This window comes from Rhodococcus sp. M8 (assembly GCF_015654185.1).
GTDB classification, from domain to species: domain Bacteria; phylum Actinomycetota; class Actinomycetes; order Mycobacteriales; family Mycobacteriaceae; genus Rhodococcus; species Rhodococcus aetherivorans.
Window position 1 is genome coordinate 5,296,138 of sequence record NZ_CP064065.1, and the last position, 14,973, is coordinate 5,311,110.

A 14,973-nucleotide genomic window follows, 5' to 3' on the forward strand; every position below is an offset into this window, starting at 1 on the left:
ACCGGGCCAGTGGCTCCGGACTTCCCGGAGAGGGACCAAAGACCATTCCTGCCCCCAGGGGAGCGGATTAACCTCGACCCCGAGGACGATCCCTGCGACGAGAGCGGTGACCGACGTGAAGTTCCCAGGCAGCAAGGCGCACCACGAGCCCACGCACGACGAGGCGGTGCGCTCGAACACCGTGGTGGTCGGGATCGACGGATCCCCGGCCTCCGACGACGCCGTCCGGTGGGCCGCCGCGACGGCCGCCGACCGCGGGCTGCCGCTGCACATCGTGCACGCTCTCGACTTCGCCCCCAGCGGCTACAGCGGGGCGCCGTTCATCCAGACCGCACAGGTCTTCGAATGGGTCGAGGACGAGGGCAAGACGCTGCTGCAGCGCGCCGAGGAGGTCGCCCGCACCGTCGCGCCGGCACTCGAGATCACCACCCGGCTCGCCGCCACCGGCAGCGCGCGCTGGCTCATCGACCTGTCCGCCCGCGCGCGGATGCTCGTGCTCGGCTCCTCCGGCACCGGCCGGGTGGGCGAGGCACTGCTCGGCTCCACCCCGGTGTCCGTCGCCAGCCACGGTCGCTGCCCGGTCGTCGTCGTCCGCGGCAAGGCTCCGGAGACCCTGCCCGACACCCGGCCCGTCGTCGTCGGGGTCGACGGCAGCCCCCTCAGCGAGAAGGCCGTCCGCGCGGCGTTCGAGGAGGCCGGCCTGCGCGGCGTCGACCTCGTCGCGGTGCACGTGTGGAGCGACATGCGGCGGGGCACCTTCGACGAGGCCGTGGAGGTTTCGATCGACCCGAACGCGTTCGCGGAATCCGAGCAGGCCCTGCTCGCCGAGCGCCTCGCCGGGTTCCACGACCGCTACCCCGACGTGAACGTGCGTCGCGAGGTGTACGTCGACGGGCCGCGCGCCCACCTGCTGGCCTGGTCGGAGAAGGCGCAGCTGCTGGTGCTCGGCAGCCGCGGCCGCGGCGGCTTCACCGGCATGCTGCTCGGCTCCACCAGCAACTCGCTGATCCGCGACGCGCAGTGCCCCGTCATGGTGGTGCGCCCCGACGAGTCCTGAAGGTCGCGCCACACCCCGGCGGTAGGGTACCTGGCACACGGGTACGAGCGTGCCCGGCAGGACCACGCACCAACGAATCACGGGGTATGCGGATGCGCATCGGGATGGGATTGAACTACAGCGGCGGATTCGCCGAGACGGCGGCGGAGGTGGCCGATCTCGAACGGGCCGGCCTCGACATCGTCTTCGTACCGGAGGCGTACTCGTTCGACGCGGTCAGCCAGCTCGGCTACCTCGCGGCCAAGACCGAACGACTCGAGCTGGCCTCGGGCATCTTCCAGATCTACACCCGCACGCCGAGCCTGACGGCGATGACCGCCGCAGGTCTCGACTACGTCTCCGACGGCCGCTTCGTCCTGGGCATCGGTGCGTCCGGCCCGCAGGTCATCGAGGGATTCCACGGCGTCAAATACGACGCGCCGCTCGGCCGGACCCGTGAACTCGTCGACATCTGCCGCCAGGTGTGGCGCCGGGAGAAGGTCGAGTACCAGGGCAAGTACTACCAGATCCCGCTGCCGCCGGAGAAGGGCACCGGACTCGGCAAGCCGCTCAAGCTGATCAATCACCCGGTGCGCGAACGCATCCCCGTCCTGATCGCCGCGATCGGCCCCAAGAACGTCGAGATGACCGCCGAGATCGCCGAGGGCTGGGAACCGATCTTCTTCTATCCCGAGAAGGCCGCCGACGTGTGGGGCGAGTCCCTCGCGCGCGGCAAGGCCAAGCGCGATCCCGCGCTCGGGGACCTGCAGGTCTACGTCGGCGCGGCGCTCGCGATCGGCGACGACGTCGACTTCCTGCTCGACTTCGTACGCCCGCACCTCGCGCTGTACATCGGCGGCATGGGGGCGAAGGGCAAGAACTTCTACAACGACCTCGCCGTCCGCTACGGGTACGCGAAGGAGGCGGAGACCATCCAGGACCTGTACCTCGCAGGCCGGAAGGAGGAGGCCGCCGCCGCGGTGCCCGACGACCTGGTGCGGGCGGTCTCGCTCATCGGGCCCGAGAGTTACGTCCGGGAACGCGTCGCCGCGTTCGCCGAAGCCGGCGTCACCACCCTCAACGTCAACCCGATCGCGGAGAACACCGCCGGCCGGGTCCGACTGATCGAACAGCTGCGGGAGATCTGCAACTGACACCCGCGCCGATGTGAGAACCCGGGCCCACCGGCCCGCCGACAGAGGGGAATTCATGACCGAAACCCAACCGATCGTCGTCGCGGTCGACGGATCCGACGCGGCGGCGACCGCGGTGATCTGGGCGGCCCGCGCTGCCGCGGCCCGCGCGCTGCCGCTGCACATCGTCACCGTCGTGCACATCCCCGCGTTCTACTACTCCGAGCCCTACCTCGCGGAGAGCTTCCACGAGGAGATGAAGGAGACGGCGCGGGCGCGGCTCGACAGTGCCAAGGTGCTCGCCAAGCGCATCGCCGACGAGCAGGGCCCGGTCGAGATCACCACGGAGCAGATCGAGGGCAAGGTCGTCCCCACCCTCGTCGACCTCTCGAACCGGGCCGACACCATCGTGCTCGGCTCGCGCGGGCTCGGGGAGGTGAAGGGGCTGCTCGTCGGCTCCGTCACCCTCGGTCTCGCCTCGCACGCCCACTGCCCGGTCGCGATCGTGCGCGGCCGCACCCTCGACGGGGCACCGCCCTCCGACGGCCCGGTCGTGGTCGGCGTCGACGGTTCCGAGGCCTCCGTGCGCGCGGTCGAGGTGGCGTTCGCCGAGGCGGCCGCCCGCAAGGCGACGCTCGTCGCGGTGAACGTGTGGAGCGACGTGAGCGTGCAGCCGTCCCTGGGCGCGGTGCCCGAGGATCCGCAGTGGAGCAGGATCCAGACGGGGGAGGAGGTCGTGCTCGCCGAGAACCTCGCCGGGTTCCAGGAGCGTTACCCGGACGTCGTCGTCGAGCGCGTCGTCGCGCGGGACCGGCCGGTGCGGGTGCTGAGCGAGTACGCCGAACGCGCCCAGCTGATCGTCGTGGGCTCCCGCGGCCGCGGCGGCTTCAAGGGCCTGCTGCTCGGATCGACCAGCAACGCGCTGATGCAGACGGCCGACTGCCCCGTGCTGATCGTCCGGCCGGACGGCGAGAAGTAGCCGTCCCGTCGCGGCCTGCGCCGCATGTGGTGGCGCGGCAGGGTGCTTCCCGCGCGCGTCCCTACGCGCGCGGGAAGCACCGCAGCGCCGACCACCGGGAACGTACCCGGACGCTCGATGCCCGGCACCCTGAGCGGGTGCCAGGCATCGTCGCCGGGTGGTTCCGGGTCGCCGCGTGGTCAGCCGAAGTCGTCGAGGCCGCGCCGGCGCAGCTCGCTCCACACGTCGGCGGGATGCACCCCGCGACGGACGGCGTCGTTCTCGATCAGCACGCCGAGCATCTGCGAACTGAGGAAGGCGACGTCCTCCGGGCGGTGCGTGCCGCTCTTGACGGTGAGCCATCCGGACACGTCGCCGCGTTTCGCGGCGCGGGCCATGTCGAGCACCGAGCCGAACAGCTCTGCCGACCCGGTGTCGCGGTCCTCCCGGGATCCGGGCTCGCGCACGCTGGTCATGCGCTCGCCCCTGCGTGTTCGTCGCGCCGGGCCTGACGGGCCAGCGCCCGGTCCCGGGCCTCCTCGAACCGCTCGGCCTTCGTCTGCAGGTCGGTGAGGAAGGCGTCGAGGTCCTCGCGCAGCTGTTCGCCGCGGCCGCCGAAGTCGGTGCGGTCGAACACGCGCCACTTGCGGAGCACCGGCAGCACCACGTCGTCGAGATGCTGCCGCAGGTCGTAGATGCCGCCCTTGGCGATCAGCACGGCGTTGCGCCGGAAGTTCGCCATCGACGCGCCCGGCATCCGAAAGCGGGTCAGCACGCTCATGATCGCGGCGAGCGTCTGGTCGGGGGCGATGTCGAGGGCGCCCTCGACGATGTTGCGATAGAACATCATGTGCAGGTTCTCGTCCGCGGCGACGCGGGCGAGCATGCGGTCCGCGATCGGATCCCCGCAGGCCTTACCGGTGTTGCGGTGCGAGACCCGGGTCGCCAGTTCCTGGAAGGTCACGTACGACACGGACTCGAGCATCGACGTCGAGCCCGGGTCGAATCCGGTGGTCATGTGCGCCATGCGTGCGTTCTCGAGCGCGACGGGGTCCACACCGCGGGTGACCACCAGGTAGTCCCGCATGACGACGGAGTGCTTGTTCTCCTCGGCCGTCCAGCGGCCCACCCACGTGCCCCAGGCGCCGTCGAGGCTGAAGTGTTCGGCGATCTCGCGGTGGTAGGAGGGCAGGTTGTCCTCGGTGAGCAGATTGGTGATCATCGCTGCCTGCGCGGTTTCGGACAGCGCGGACTGGTCGGGGTCCCAGTCGATGCCGCCGAGGGCGGCGAAGTTGCGGCCCGCGTCCCACGGAACGTAGTCGTGCGGATGCCAGTCCTTCGCCATCGCCAGGTGGCGGTGGACGTTGTCCTCGGCGATCGGCTCGAGCTCTCGGAGCAGTTCGAGATCCGTGAGTTCCCTGGTCACAGTGATGTATTCCCTCTCTGGTGGGACCCCGGGCGCCCCCCTGCGGCGCCCGGCGGTCGGTTCGGTCGGGTCAGAACCCGATGCGCATGATCAGTTGCGGCAGGCCGTCGATGTCCATCCGCTCGGCGAGCCGGTCAGCCGAATCCTCCACGCGCAGTGGATAGGTGAGTACGGACGCCGACAACCGGGCGTCGACCGCCGCCAGCCACGCCCGCTCGGACGCGATGCCCACCCGGACCAGGTCGATCGGATCGCCGGAGTGCACCGAGAACACCAGCACGGTCTCCCGGTCGATGGCCGCCGCGAGTTCGGCGGTGTCCGGCACACCGGTGGTGATCAGCGCGCGCCCGGCGGGTCCGCCGGCGTCGAGATCGGCGCCCCAGTCGGTCACCACCTCGGCGTTGCCCTCGGGGTGCCAGTGCGACGTCCACCGGAACATCTCGCGCTGGTAGTACGGATTGCGGCGCATCGCGTCGGCCGAGTAGGTGAGCATGTCGGCGAGCGCCGGGGCCTCGTCCGACGCCAGCAGGCGAACCTCGACCCCGGGGAGGTCGGCGGCGGCCATCACGTCGGCGATGGTGGTCGCCGGCACCGGGATCCGGGCGAACGACTCGCGGTGGCTGCGCCGGTGCGAGATGGCGGCGAAGAACCCCAGGTCGGTGCTCGAAGGAGTGGCCGGCGCCGCTGCCTCGATCCGTGCGATCAGCTCGGGCCGCTCCGGCTCGGGCAGCAGCAGGGTCCGGGTGCTCCAGCCGAGCACCCGGATGCCGAGTTCGAGGTTGGCGACGGCGGCTCCGCACGAGATCAGCCGATCCGGGCGCAGGGGGTCCTGGCCGGGGGCGGCGAACTCGACCCGCTCCTCGAGTTCGGCCGTGCGGGCCGGGAGGCGCAGGTTCCACGGCTGAGTGTCGTGGATCGAGGGGGCCTCGATCACGGCACGCGCGATCACCTCGGTGTCGCTCGTGGACCAGGTGTCGGGCACCGTGGACATCGCAGCCTCCTCGTCCTGGTCGGTCACCTCGCACGGCTCATCGAGGATGACTGTCCGAGCATCGCCCGCGGGCTGCACCGGGCGCATGTGCCGAAGGTCCCGAAACTGCCGTCGAACGGCCCGGGGTCGGCGGCGCGCGAGCGAGCTGAGACGATGGTCACCGCAATGCCGGTGTCAGGAAAGGTGAGGGACGATGCCTCGGGTATTTCTCGTCGACGACCATGAGATCGTGCGGCGCGGGTTGGTCGACCTGCTCGACAGCGTGCCCGACTTCACGGTTGTCGGGGAGGCCGCGTCGGTCGGTGAGGCGCTGACCCGCATCCCGGGCAGCGGAGCCGAAGTCGCGGTGCTCGACGTGCGCCTGCCCGACGGCAACGGCGTCGAACTGTGCCGCGAGCTGCGGGCCCGCATGCCGGAGCTGCGCGCGCTCATGCTCACCTCCTACGCCGACGACGAGGCCCTGTTCGACGCGATCATGGCGGGCGCGTCCGGATTCGTCCTCAAGCAGATCCTCGGCACCGACCTGGTCTCGGCGATCCGGACCGTCGCGGCCGGCGGCTCGCTGCTCGACAGCCGGGCGACGGCCGCGCTCATGGAACGCATCCGCGCGTCCCGCACGGCGGACCCGCTCGCCGAGCTGTCGGAGCAGGAGCGGGCCGTGTTCGAGCTGATCGGGGAGGGCCTGACCAACCGCGAGATCGCCGAGCGGCTGTTCCTGGCGGAGAAGACGATCAAGAACTACGTCTCGCGGCTGCTGGCCAAGCTCGGGATGCAGCGCCGCACGCAGGCCGCGGTGCTCGCCACCGAGCTGCGCAAGCAGCGCGAGGTCTGACGGGGACCCCGGGTCACAGGGGGACCTGCCACAGCACGCGCGTCCCGCCCCTCTCGCCGGGTCCGGTGCTGCAGCGTCCGCCGCACTGCTGGGCGCGCCGCTCGAGGTTCGCGAGGCCGCTGCGGCGCGGGGTGTCCGGCAGCCCGATGCCGTCGTCGACGATCTCGATCGTGAACTCGTCGCCCGCGGTGACGGATACGGAGATCTTCTCCGATTGCGAGTGGCGCAGCGCGTTGCTCAGTCCCTCCCGCAGCACCGCCTCGGCATGCGGATGGATGCGTGCGGGTACGAGAGTGTCGATGGCGCCGGCGAATTGGACGTTCGGCGCCACGGGGGACTGAGTGGTCAGGTCGCCGACCACATCCAGCAGCCGCCGCCGCAGGCTGGTCGACGCCGCGGCGCCGGTGGTATGCAGATCGAAGATGGTGGTGCGGATCTCGCGGACCGTACGGTCGAGCTGCTCGACGGCGTGCTGGACGATGTCCGCGACCCGGTCCGGATCGGTGCCGGGCACCAGGGTGCTCTGCAGGCTCATCCCGGTGGCGAAGAGGCGCTGGATCACGTTGTCGTGCAGATCCTGTGCGATCCGGTCCCGGTCGGCGAGCACGTCGAGCAGCCGCTTCTTGCGTTGTTGCGCCGCGAATTCGAGTGCCACCGTGACCAGGTCGGCCATGGACTTGAGGCGCGTCACCTCCGCGTCGTCCCACGCATCGGAACGGGCCGACCGAGTGGCGATCAGTACGCCGGTGACCCCCGACGTGGCGGACAGCGGCAGGATCGCGGCGCGGCCCGCGCCGGCTGCCGGAAGCCCCTCGAGGTTGTCGGTGATCAGTGTGCGCCTGGTGCGGATCGCCTGCAGCACAGGAGAATCGGTGAGGTCGAGACGCGAGCCCGTCGCCGGCGGGCCGGGCGCGGCGGCGGCCCGGACGGTCCCCTCGGTGCCGTCGACCAGCAGGACGTAGGTGCCCACGGTGTGGGCGAGGTCCCGGACCCGGTCGACCAGCAGCGCCAGGGTCTCGTCGACGGAACCGCCCACCAGCAACCGTGAGTTGATCGCGGCCACCGCCTCGAGCCAGCGTTCTCGGGTGAGGGACCCCTCGAACAGGCGGGCGTTGTCGATCGCGACGCCCGCGGAGGTGGCGAGGACCTTCAGGATCACCTCGTCCTCTTCGGTGAAGGCGGGACCGTCGATCTTCTCGGTGAGATAGATGCTTCCGAAAACCCTGCCGCGCACCATGATCGGCGTGCCGAGGAAGCTCTTCATCGGAGGGTGGCCGGGTGGGAAGCCGATCGAGGCGGGATGCTCCGACAGGTCCGCGATCCGCACCGGCCGCGGGTCGTTGATGAGCAGGCCGAGCAGGCCCCGGCCCTCGGGCAGGTGCCCCATGCGGCTGCGCTCGGCCGGGTCGATGCCGACGTACACGAACTCCGACAGCCCGCCGTCGGGCGCCCGCACGCCGAGCGCACCGTAGCGGGCGCCGAGCAGCGCGACGGCCGCGGAGACGATGCGCTGCAGCATGGAGTCGAGTTCGAGGCCCGACCCGACGACGAGCACCGCCTCGAGCAGGCTCTGCATGCTCGCCGGGGTGGTAACGGTGTCGGTGAGCCGTTCACGGATCTCGGCGAGCAGTCCGTCGATGTCGGCGGTGTCGTCGATCGTGCCGTTGTCACCGGGAGCGCTCACACCCGTCAGCATAGGTGCACTCCTCGCGCGGCCCTGCGTGCCGGTCCGTGCACCGCGGCAAAAGGGGGCAACACGGCCGCAGCCCGTCGCCGGCGTGTGAGAATCCGCATATGGAGAACGGGCCCGGACGGGCCGGGTTCGACGGAGACGGGTGACGGCTGCCATGGGAGTTCCGCCGCGCGGTGCCGCGCTGTTCACCGACCTGTATGAGGTCACGATGGCGCAGGCCTATCTGGCTCTGGGAATGTCGGACACGGCCGTGTTCGAGACGTTCTTCCGCAAGCTTCCGCCGGGGCGGTCCTATGTGCTGGCCGCCGGCCTGCCCGACGTGCTCGATTTCCTCGAGGCGTTCCGGTTCGAGGAGGACGACCTGCAGTACCTGCGCGGCCTCGGCCTGTTCTCCGACGAGTTCCTCGAGCGGCTCGCCGGGGTGCGTTTCACCGGCGACGTGTGGGCCGTGCCGGAGGGCACCGTCGTCTTTCCGAACGAGCCGATCGTCCAGGTCGTCGCGCCGATCCTGGAGGCGCAGCTCGTCGAGACCTTCGTTCTGAACCGGATCCACCTGCAGTGTGTCCTCGCGAGCAAGGCCGCGCGGGTGGTCGAGGCCGCCCGCGGGCGGCTGGTGGTGGATTTCGGGGCGCGCCGGGCCCACGGCACCGACGCCGCCCTCGAGGTCGCCCGGACCAGCTACCTCGCGGGTGCGGCGGGAACCTCCAACCTGTGCGCGGCCAAGGAATACGGAATACCCGCGTTCGGCACGATGGCCCACAGCTTCGTCCAGGCGTTCGACGACGAGTTCGACGCCTTCGAGGCGTTCGCCCGGCTCAACCCCGGCACGACGTTGCTCGTCGACACCTACGACACACTCCGCGGCGTCGACCTGGTCGTCGAACTGGCCGAGCGACTGGGCGACCGGTTCGACGTGCGGGCGGTCCGGCTGGATTCCGGGGATCTCGGGGCGCTGTCGAAGGCGGCGCGCGCCCGGCTCGACGCGGCGGGTCTGCACGACGTCCGGATCTTCGCCTCGTCGGGCCTCGACGAGTACAGCGTGGCGGCACTGCTGGCCGACGGCTGTCCCATCGACGGCTTCGGGGTGGGCACCCAGCTCTCCGTCGCCCAGGACGCGCCCACGCTCGACATGGCATACAAGCTCGTCGAGTACGCCGGCGTCGGGCGGACGAAGCTGTCGAGCGGCAAGGTCCTCCCTCCCGGGCGCAAGCAGGTGTACCGCCGGGTCGACGGCGGCGTCTTCGCAGGCGACATCATCGGCCGGCCCGACGAGAACCTCCCGGGTGAGGCGCTGCTGGTGCCCGTGATGCGGGGCGGGCGGCGGCTGTCGCAGTACGACGCCGGGCTCGACGCGGCGCGACGGCGTGCACGGCAGCAGATCGACGCTCTTCCGCCGGCGCTTCGTTCCCTCGACGAGGCGGGAGCGCCGTATCCGGTGGCCGTGAGCGCACGGGTGCAGGACGATCTCGACGGGTTACGCCGGGCGCGGCAGACTCCCTGACCGGGGCCTGCCGCGTCGGGCGGGCGGAGGCCGCTTCGGGGCAACTCGCCGTGCCGACGGTGGCGTTCGCGCTCTTCGACCCAATGGATTTCGTTCGGCGCCTTTTCGGTGGGTAGCTGCGTTCATCCGTCTGCACCGGCGATGGTTGCGCGTCGGGACCGTCCTTGCTACCTCTGAGCAGATGAGGGAAGAAGCCGCGGGAGGTACGGAGGCCGGCACGGATCCGGTCGAAGCCGCCCGGCGAGCACTCGCCTCCGTGGGCACGTTCTTGATGTCGGCGGCAGACCTGTGGCGATCCATCGGTGCCGACGCCGATGCGTGGGTTCGGTTCTCCGCGCATTGGGAGGAGCTTGCGCCCGACCCGTACGCGGCAGAACAGGGCGTTCACCGGCTGCGGCGCTACGGCCGGTTCCGGTACCGGGCGGCCGACGGCGCGCTGGCGCCGACGGCGCACCGTGAATTCGTACAGCCTGACGACTCCAACGCCCTCTACCTCGCACGAGACCGCCATTTCGAACCGCTGACAGCCGCGTTCCTCGAAGATCCGCTGTTCGAGCGCACGGTGAAGCTGGTGGGCCGGATCGCGCCGGTCCTCGACGAAGCTCCCGAATGGACGGTCTGGGTGCATCCGTTCCGCGTGGTCGCAACGGCGGATGACGAGGGCCGGCCCACGCCCGAGGGCGTGCACCGCGACGGTGTCACGCTGGTCAGTTCCCTGTTGATCGGCGTCGACAATGCCCTCGGCGGCGAAAGTTCGGTGTTCGGCCCGGAGGGCGATCGACTTCTGACGACGACCCTGCGCGAACCCGGCACCTTCCTCCTGGGCGACGACCGTTGCACCCGGCACGGTGTTTCGCCGATCCGAGCGGTCGACCGCGGCAAGCCGGCACGTAGGGACGTGCTGGTGGTCACCTGCGTACCGTCCTGATCGGCCTCTTGCGGCGGGACATGAGCACAAAGGCCGCCACCGCCACAGCGATCGGCAGGGCGCTGACAGTCAGCATGGTGAGTCGCACCGCGTCGGCCAAGTCCGCTCCGAGATCGAGACCGCCCACCTGCCGAAGCAAGTTCGGGTCGTACCCGGCGCCGCCGGGGCTCTGCGCCACCGCGCTACGCGCGGCATCCACGGCCTGCTCGCCCTGAGTCGCCGTCAGCCCGCGAGCCTCGGTGTCGGCCAGCCATTCTCGCTGGAAGAATACGTTGAGAAGCAGCAGGTACACGGTGGGCCCGAACGCATAGCCGGTCATCCCGAAGGCCAACTGCACGGAAGCCACCGTTCCGGACTGCCCGCTCGGCGCCTGGGAGAGCACCGTCTCGGACACCGATGTGGAGGTCACCATCGAGCCCAGGTTGTACAGCCATACGGCCGCCACGAGCAACCACAGCGCCATTGCCGGGTTGACCGTGCCCGCCATCAGCAGTCCGCCGGTTGCCATGAGCAGGAGGCCGACGACCATCACCGGTCTCGGCGAGAACTTCCCCACCAGGCTCCCGGACAAGACCACGAAACCGGCGATCAGCAGTGTGCCGGGGAGGAACAACAGGCCGATGGTCTCCGGTGACAGCGCGAGCACCACACTGCCGAACTGCCCCAGGACGATGCCGAGCCCTGCCATGAGAAAATTCAGCGTAAAGGCCGCCGCCAGAGCCACGCTGAAGGGCCGGCTTCCGAACAGAGCCAGGTCCAGTGCCGGTTCGGGGGTGCGGTGTTCGTGGCGAACGAAAAGCACGGCGGCGACCACGCTGACGGCCAGCGGCAGCCATGTCTCGGGCCGGAAGACGCCGTTCTGCGCGGCTGCCAGTCCGATGACGAGTGCCAGGAGGGCCATACCGACCAGGATGACGCCGGCCACGTCCAGCCGAGCGCGATGCTGAACGGGCGTCTCCGGGACGTACCTCGCCGTCAGCAGAAGCGAGATCATGGCAAGCAGCGGTGCGACCAGGAACACAACTCGCCAGCCGACGGCCGCCACCGCCCAACCCGTCAACGCGGGCAGTACCCCGCAGAGAACCATCTCGATGGCCACGAAAACGCCGATGGCCGTCGGCCGCTGCTTGTCCGTCACGGACGTCTTGAGCAGGGCCAGCGGCACTCCGAGCAGCGCCGTCATTCCCAATCCGTCCAACACGCGCATCGCAAGCAGAAAAGCGTAGTTGGGCGAGAGCATGGAGAGCAGATTGGCGACCGTGACGACGACCAGTCCCGACCTCAGCAAGCGTCGAAGCCCGAACGCGTCGCCAAGGTTGCCCGCGGCGAGGACGGCTGCGGCCATCACCAGCGTCGCCATACCGCCCAGCAATCCGACGACCTGCGGTGGCACGTCGAGGGCCCGGCTCACCTGCGGCAGATTCAGGCTCAGCACCAGCGGGTCGACGACCGTGATCGTGAAGGCGAGGGACAGGGCCAGGATGATCGGCAGGGTCCTCGCGTTGGTCCGCAACCGAGACGTAGGCACCGCCCACCTCCCCTGCTCCCACGTCCGACCTGATCGACTCTAGCCCCGGCTTCCGCGTCCCGTCGGAGGTTGGAGGGGCGAACCGACGGCCTGACACCGGCCACAACGGCGGGTCGGCTCGTGGAGGATGCGACAGACCGCCCCGGCCGCCGTCGTCGAGGATCTACACGAGACCAGGCCCGGCTGGAGGGCAGCGGTCGCCGCCCTCCGGCCGGGCCCACGCCACCGACGCGTGACACCCGCGGCCGCGGGTGTCACGGCCGGGACGCCGTGTCCGAGAGCAGTCCGGACACGGCGTGCACGATCGGCGGTGCCGGATCGGTCTTCGCCTTGCCGAGGTCGTGCGCCGCGCCGGTCACCGGGACCAGCACGACGGGCGCCGGAATCAAGGTCAGCGCGGCGCGCATCTCGTCCAGGCTGCCGAACGGGTCCCGGTCGCCGTGCGCGAAGACCGTCGGCACCGTCAGGGACGGCAGGTGCTCGGTGCGGGCCTTCCCGGGCTTGCCCGGCGGGTGCAGCGGGTAGGACAGCAGTACGAGCGCGTCCGCGACGTCGGGCTGCTCGGCGGCAAGTATCGACGTCTGCCGGCCGCCGTACGAGACGCCGCCGAGCACGAGTGGGCCGACTGTGCGGACCCGCATCGCCTCGGCCGCCGCCGCGATCCCGGCCCGGTCCTCCGCCGCTCGCGACGGCTGCGGCGGCCCCTTCGGCCGCCGGCGCCGGAACGGCAGGTCGAACCGCAACGCGAGGAACCCGGCGTCGGCGAACGCGTTGCACACCTGCCGCAGGATCGCCGCGTCGCAGTTGCCGCCGGCCCCGTGGGTCAGCGCCACCGCGCCGCGCGGGACACCGGCCGGGTGGTGCAGCACGCCGTGCACGGAATCGTCGTCGAGGTCCTCGGTCGTCACCGGCCCACGGTAGCCGGACGCGGACGCAGCACCGTGCGCCACAGGTGCACGAGCATCGCCGCGAACACCGCCGCCCACACCGTCACGGCCGCCCACAGTTCCGTCCTGCCGACCACCCCGACCCACGGCAACTCGTCGGCCTCGGCGAGGTAGACCCCGGCGACGCCGTACATCCCGAGCGGGAAGACCACCGACCACAGGCCCGGCTCGTAGCGCAGCCGGATGCGGTGGGTGCGGTGCCGCCACCACCCGGCGGCGACGAGGGCGGGCAGCAGCCACGTCGCGAACGCCCAGAACACCACCACCAGCCCGGCGACGAGTCCACGGGTGGCGTCGACCATCGGGGCCGACTCCATCGCCACGATGCGTGAGCCGGCCACCACGGTGATCGCCGCGGCGCCCATCGACACCCAGTACGACGGCGTGAGGTCCACCGGCCGGAGCGGATACTGCATCATCCGGGCCGCGACGAACACGCCCGCCGCGGCGTAGAGGAACAGGCCGACCGACCACGCGAACACGGCCACCAGCGACAGCGGCCGCCGCAGGTCGTCGTAGATCGGCTCGAGGGTGGCTGCGGCGAGCGCGACCGACTGGGCCGCGACCACCCACACGAACCAGCTGCCGTTGGCCTTGGCGATCACCGGGCGTCTGCGGGTGCCGAGCACCGCCGTCCAGGGAATCACGTAGCCGAGCACGAGCCACGTCGCGGCCGCGCCGACGAGCAGGACCGCCGCCGTCGAGTGCCACCCGTCCATGGTCAGGCGGATCCCCAGCACGTTGCTGCCCGCGACGAACGTGAAGAACCCGAACGCGCGGCTCGCGTCGGTGAGGTCGGCGCGGACCTCGCCGCGGAACCGCACGAGCCGCCACCCGGTCAACACCAGCAGGACGGCGTAGGCGGCGACGGACACCAGCAGTAACGCGGCCGACACCGTGACCAGGCCCTGCAGGTGCATGCCGATCGACACGATGCCGGTCGCCATCACGAGCGCGAAGTAGCCGGGGTCGAGCGTGCGGGCACCCCCGCGGAGACCGTCGAGAACCGTCACAGCCGCACGCTACCGCCGTGGTGTCCTTCCGGATCTGCGCGGGTCTCGAACGACACCACTCACTTGACCAGCCGCGACAGCCGCCGGTCCGCGAGGATCTTCCCGCCGGTCTGGCACGTGGGGCAGTACTGGAAGGAACGTTCGGCGTAGGCGACCTCGCGGACGGTGTCGCCGCACTCCGGGCACGGCAGGCCCGTGCGGGCGTGTACCCGCATCCCGGACTGCTTCTCACCCTTGAGCCGCGCGGCATCCTGGCCCACGGAACGGCTCACGGCGTCGAGGAGCACCGTGCGCAGCGCGTCGTACAGCGCCTGCCGCTGCTCGTCGGTGAGCCGGCCCGCCGGCGCGAACGGCGACAGCCGGGCGACGTGCAGGATCTCGTCGGAGTAGGCGTTGCCGATCCCGGCGAGCACCTGCTGGTCGGTGAGGGCGGTCTTCAGGCGTGCGGTGCTGCCCGCCAGCCGCGCGGCCAGCTCGTCGGCGGTGACGGCCAGGGCGTCGGGACCGAGCCGGGCGATGCCGGGCACCTGCTGCGGACGGTCGGCGATCCACACGGCGAGGCGCTTGCGGGTGCCGGCCTCGGTGAGGTCGAAGGCGGGGGTGGCGGCGTCGGGGGTGAACAGGTGTACCCGCAGCGCGAGCGGCCCCCGGCCCAGCTTCGGCGGTGCCGGCGACGGGTTGTCCTGCCAGCGCAGCCACCCCGCCCGCGACAGGTGCGTGACGAGCCACAGACCGGCGCAGTCGACGGCCAGGAACTTCCCGAAGCGGGACACGCCGGTGACGTTGCGGCCCTGCAGCACGGTGATCGGCGGGTCGGCGGTCTGCAGGACACTGAGCGCCGCCACGTCGATCCGGCCGACGACGGCACCGACGGCGTGCTCGCGCAGGAACACCGCCAGGGCCTCCACCTCGGGCAGCTCGGGCATGGAGTCAGGCTATCGCTCGTGCGTGCTTCGGGCTGCCCCAACGACCACAACCACGCACGGG

Annotated in this window: 14 protein-coding genes; 6 read left to right on the forward strand and 8 right to left on the reverse strand. The window is 71.0% G+C overall.

Annotated features, from left to right (window positions below; translation table 11 throughout):
• Positions 1-106 precede the first annotated feature (106 nt).
• The 3 genes from ISO16_RS24125 (at position 107) to ISO16_RS24135 (ending at position 3,148) form a co-directional block, all read left to right on the forward strand.
• Positions 107-1,057: a universal stress protein gene (locus ISO16_RS24125; protein ID WP_029541943.1), complete on the forward strand. Its 951-nt coding sequence runs from the start codon at positions 107-109 to the stop codon at positions 1,055-1,057.
• Between the two features lie 92 nt (positions 1,058-1,149).
• Positions 1,150-2,190: an LLM class F420-dependent oxidoreductase gene (locus tag ISO16_RS24130; protein ID WP_029541944.1), complete on the forward strand. Its 1,041-nt coding sequence runs from the start codon at positions 1,150-1,152 to the stop codon at positions 2,188-2,190.
• A gap of 55 nt (positions 2,191-2,245) precedes the next feature.
• Positions 2,246-3,148: a universal stress protein gene (locus ISO16_RS24135; protein WP_006933272.1), complete on the forward strand. Its 903-nt coding sequence runs from the start codon at positions 2,246-2,248 to the stop codon at positions 3,146-3,148.
• 179 nt (positions 3,149-3,327) lie between these two features.
• On the opposite strand, the gene ISO16_RS24140 is transcribed toward ISO16_RS24135, so the two are convergent.
• From ISO16_RS24140 to ISO16_RS24150, 3 genes are all read right to left on the reverse strand, one after another.
• A complete protein-coding gene (locus tag ISO16_RS24140) occupies positions 3,328-3,603 on the reverse strand; it encodes a hypothetical protein (protein WP_006933270.1) in 276 nt (91 codons plus the stop codon).
• Entirely contained in the window at positions 3,600-4,553 is a 954-nt protein-coding gene (locus ISO16_RS24145; protein ID WP_072634549.1) for an acyl-ACP desaturase, read from the reverse strand. Before ISO16_RS24145 ends, ISO16_RS24140 begins: the two co-directional genes overlap by 4 nt.
• A 70-nt stretch (positions 4,554-4,623) precedes the next feature.
• Positions 4,624-5,544 carry a nitroreductase family protein gene (locus ISO16_RS24150; RefSeq protein ID WP_029541945.1) on the reverse strand — a complete coding sequence of 307 codons (921 nt, stop codon included), beginning with the start codon at positions 5,542-5,544 and terminating at the stop codon, positions 4,624-4,626.
• A gap of 193 nt (positions 5,545-5,737) precedes the next feature.
• On the opposite strand from ISO16_RS24150, the gene ISO16_RS24155 reads away from it, so the two are divergent.
• Positions 5,738-6,376, forward strand: a complete 639-nt coding sequence (locus ISO16_RS24155; RefSeq protein ID WP_072634550.1) for a response regulator — start codon at positions 5,738-5,740, stop codon at positions 6,374-6,376.
• Positions 6,377-6,389: 13 nt separating this feature from the next.
• Here ISO16_RS24155 and ISO16_RS24160 read toward each other — a convergent pair whose 3' ends face one another.
• Entirely contained in the window at positions 6,390-8,072 is a 1,683-nt protein-coding gene (locus ISO16_RS24160; RefSeq protein ID WP_065922916.1) for a sensor histidine kinase, read from the reverse strand.
• A gap of 151 nt (positions 8,073-8,223) precedes the next feature.
• On the opposite strand from ISO16_RS24160, the gene ISO16_RS24165 reads away from it, so the two are divergent.
• Positions 8,224-9,570, forward strand: coding sequence for a nicotinate phosphoribosyltransferase (locus ISO16_RS24165; protein ID WP_072634551.1), 1,347 nt, complete (start codon positions 8,224-8,226; stop codon positions 9,568-9,570).
• Positions 9,571-9,751: 181 nt separating this feature from the next.
• A complete protein-coding gene (locus ISO16_RS24170; protein ID WP_072634552.1) occupies positions 9,752-10,498 on the forward strand; it encodes a 2OG-Fe dioxygenase family protein in 747 nt (248 codons plus the stop codon).
• On the opposite strand, the gene ISO16_RS24175 is transcribed toward ISO16_RS24170, so the two are convergent.
• The 4 genes from ISO16_RS24175 to ISO16_RS24190 all read right to left on the reverse strand — a co-directional run bounded on the left by ISO16_RS24175 (position 10,479) and on the right by ISO16_RS24190 (position 14,912).
• The gene (locus ISO16_RS24175; protein ID WP_072634585.1) at positions 10,479-12,011 is read right to left on the reverse strand and encodes an MFS transporter; all 1,533 of its coding nucleotides are present in this window, start codon (positions 12,009-12,011) and stop codon (positions 10,479-10,481) included. The two genes, ISO16_RS24170 and ISO16_RS24175, sit on opposite strands and share 20 nt — an antisense overlap.
• A gap of 269 nt (positions 12,012-12,280) precedes the next feature.
• Positions 12,281-12,976 carry an alpha/beta hydrolase family protein gene (locus ISO16_RS24180; protein ID WP_037200605.1) on the reverse strand — a complete coding sequence of 232 codons (696 nt, stop codon included), beginning with the start codon at positions 12,974-12,976 and terminating at the stop codon, positions 12,281-12,283.
• Entirely contained in the window at positions 12,931-13,986 is a 1,056-nt protein-coding gene (locus ISO16_RS24185; protein ID WP_006933256.1) for a tellurite resistance/C4-dicarboxylate transporter family protein, read from the reverse strand. The genes ISO16_RS24180 and ISO16_RS24185 overlap by 46 nt, the downstream gene beginning before the upstream one ends.
• 59 nt (positions 13,987-14,045) lie before the next feature.
• A complete protein-coding gene (locus ISO16_RS24190) occupies positions 14,046-14,912 on the reverse strand; it encodes an Fpg/Nei family DNA glycosylase (RefSeq protein ID WP_072634553.1) in 867 nt (288 codons plus the stop codon).
• Positions 14,913-14,973: the final 61 nt, after the last annotated feature.

Bases quoted from the DNA above. Each gene is read 5' to 3' on its own strand.
- ISO16_RS24130 (WP_029541944.1), top strand. From the start codon at position 1,150: ATGCGCATCGGGATGGGATTGAACTACAGCGGCGGATTCGCCGAGACG.
- ISO16_RS24135 (WP_006933272.1), top strand. From the start codon at position 2,246: ATGACCGAAACCCAACCGATCGTCGTCGCGGTCGACGGATCCGACGCG.
- ISO16_RS24155 (WP_072634550.1), top strand. From the start codon at position 5,738: ATGCCTCGGGTATTTCTCGTCGACGACCATGAGATCGTGCGGCGCGGG.
- ISO16_RS24150 (WP_029541945.1), bottom strand. From the start codon at position 5,544: ATGTCCACGGTGCCCGACACCTGGTCCACGAGCGACACCGAGGTGATC.
- ISO16_RS24140 (WP_006933270.1), bottom strand. From the start codon at position 3,603: ATGACCAGCGTGCGCGAGCCCGGATCCCGGGAGGACCGCGACACCGGG.
- ISO16_RS24170 (WP_072634552.1), top strand. From the start codon at position 9,752: ATGAGGGAAGAAGCCGCGGGAGGTACGGAGGCCGGCACGGATCCGGTC.
- ISO16_RS24165 (WP_072634551.1), top strand. From the start codon at position 8,224: ATGGGAGTTCCGCCGCGCGGTGCCGCGCTGTTCACCGACCTGTATGAG.
- ISO16_RS24190 (WP_072634553.1), bottom strand. From the start codon at position 14,912: ATGCCCGAGCTGCCCGAGGTGGAGGCCCTGGCGGTGTTCCTGCGCGAG.
- ISO16_RS24160 (WP_065922916.1), bottom strand. From the start codon at position 8,072: ATGCTGACGGGTGTGAGCGCTCCCGGTGACAACGGCACGATCGACGAC.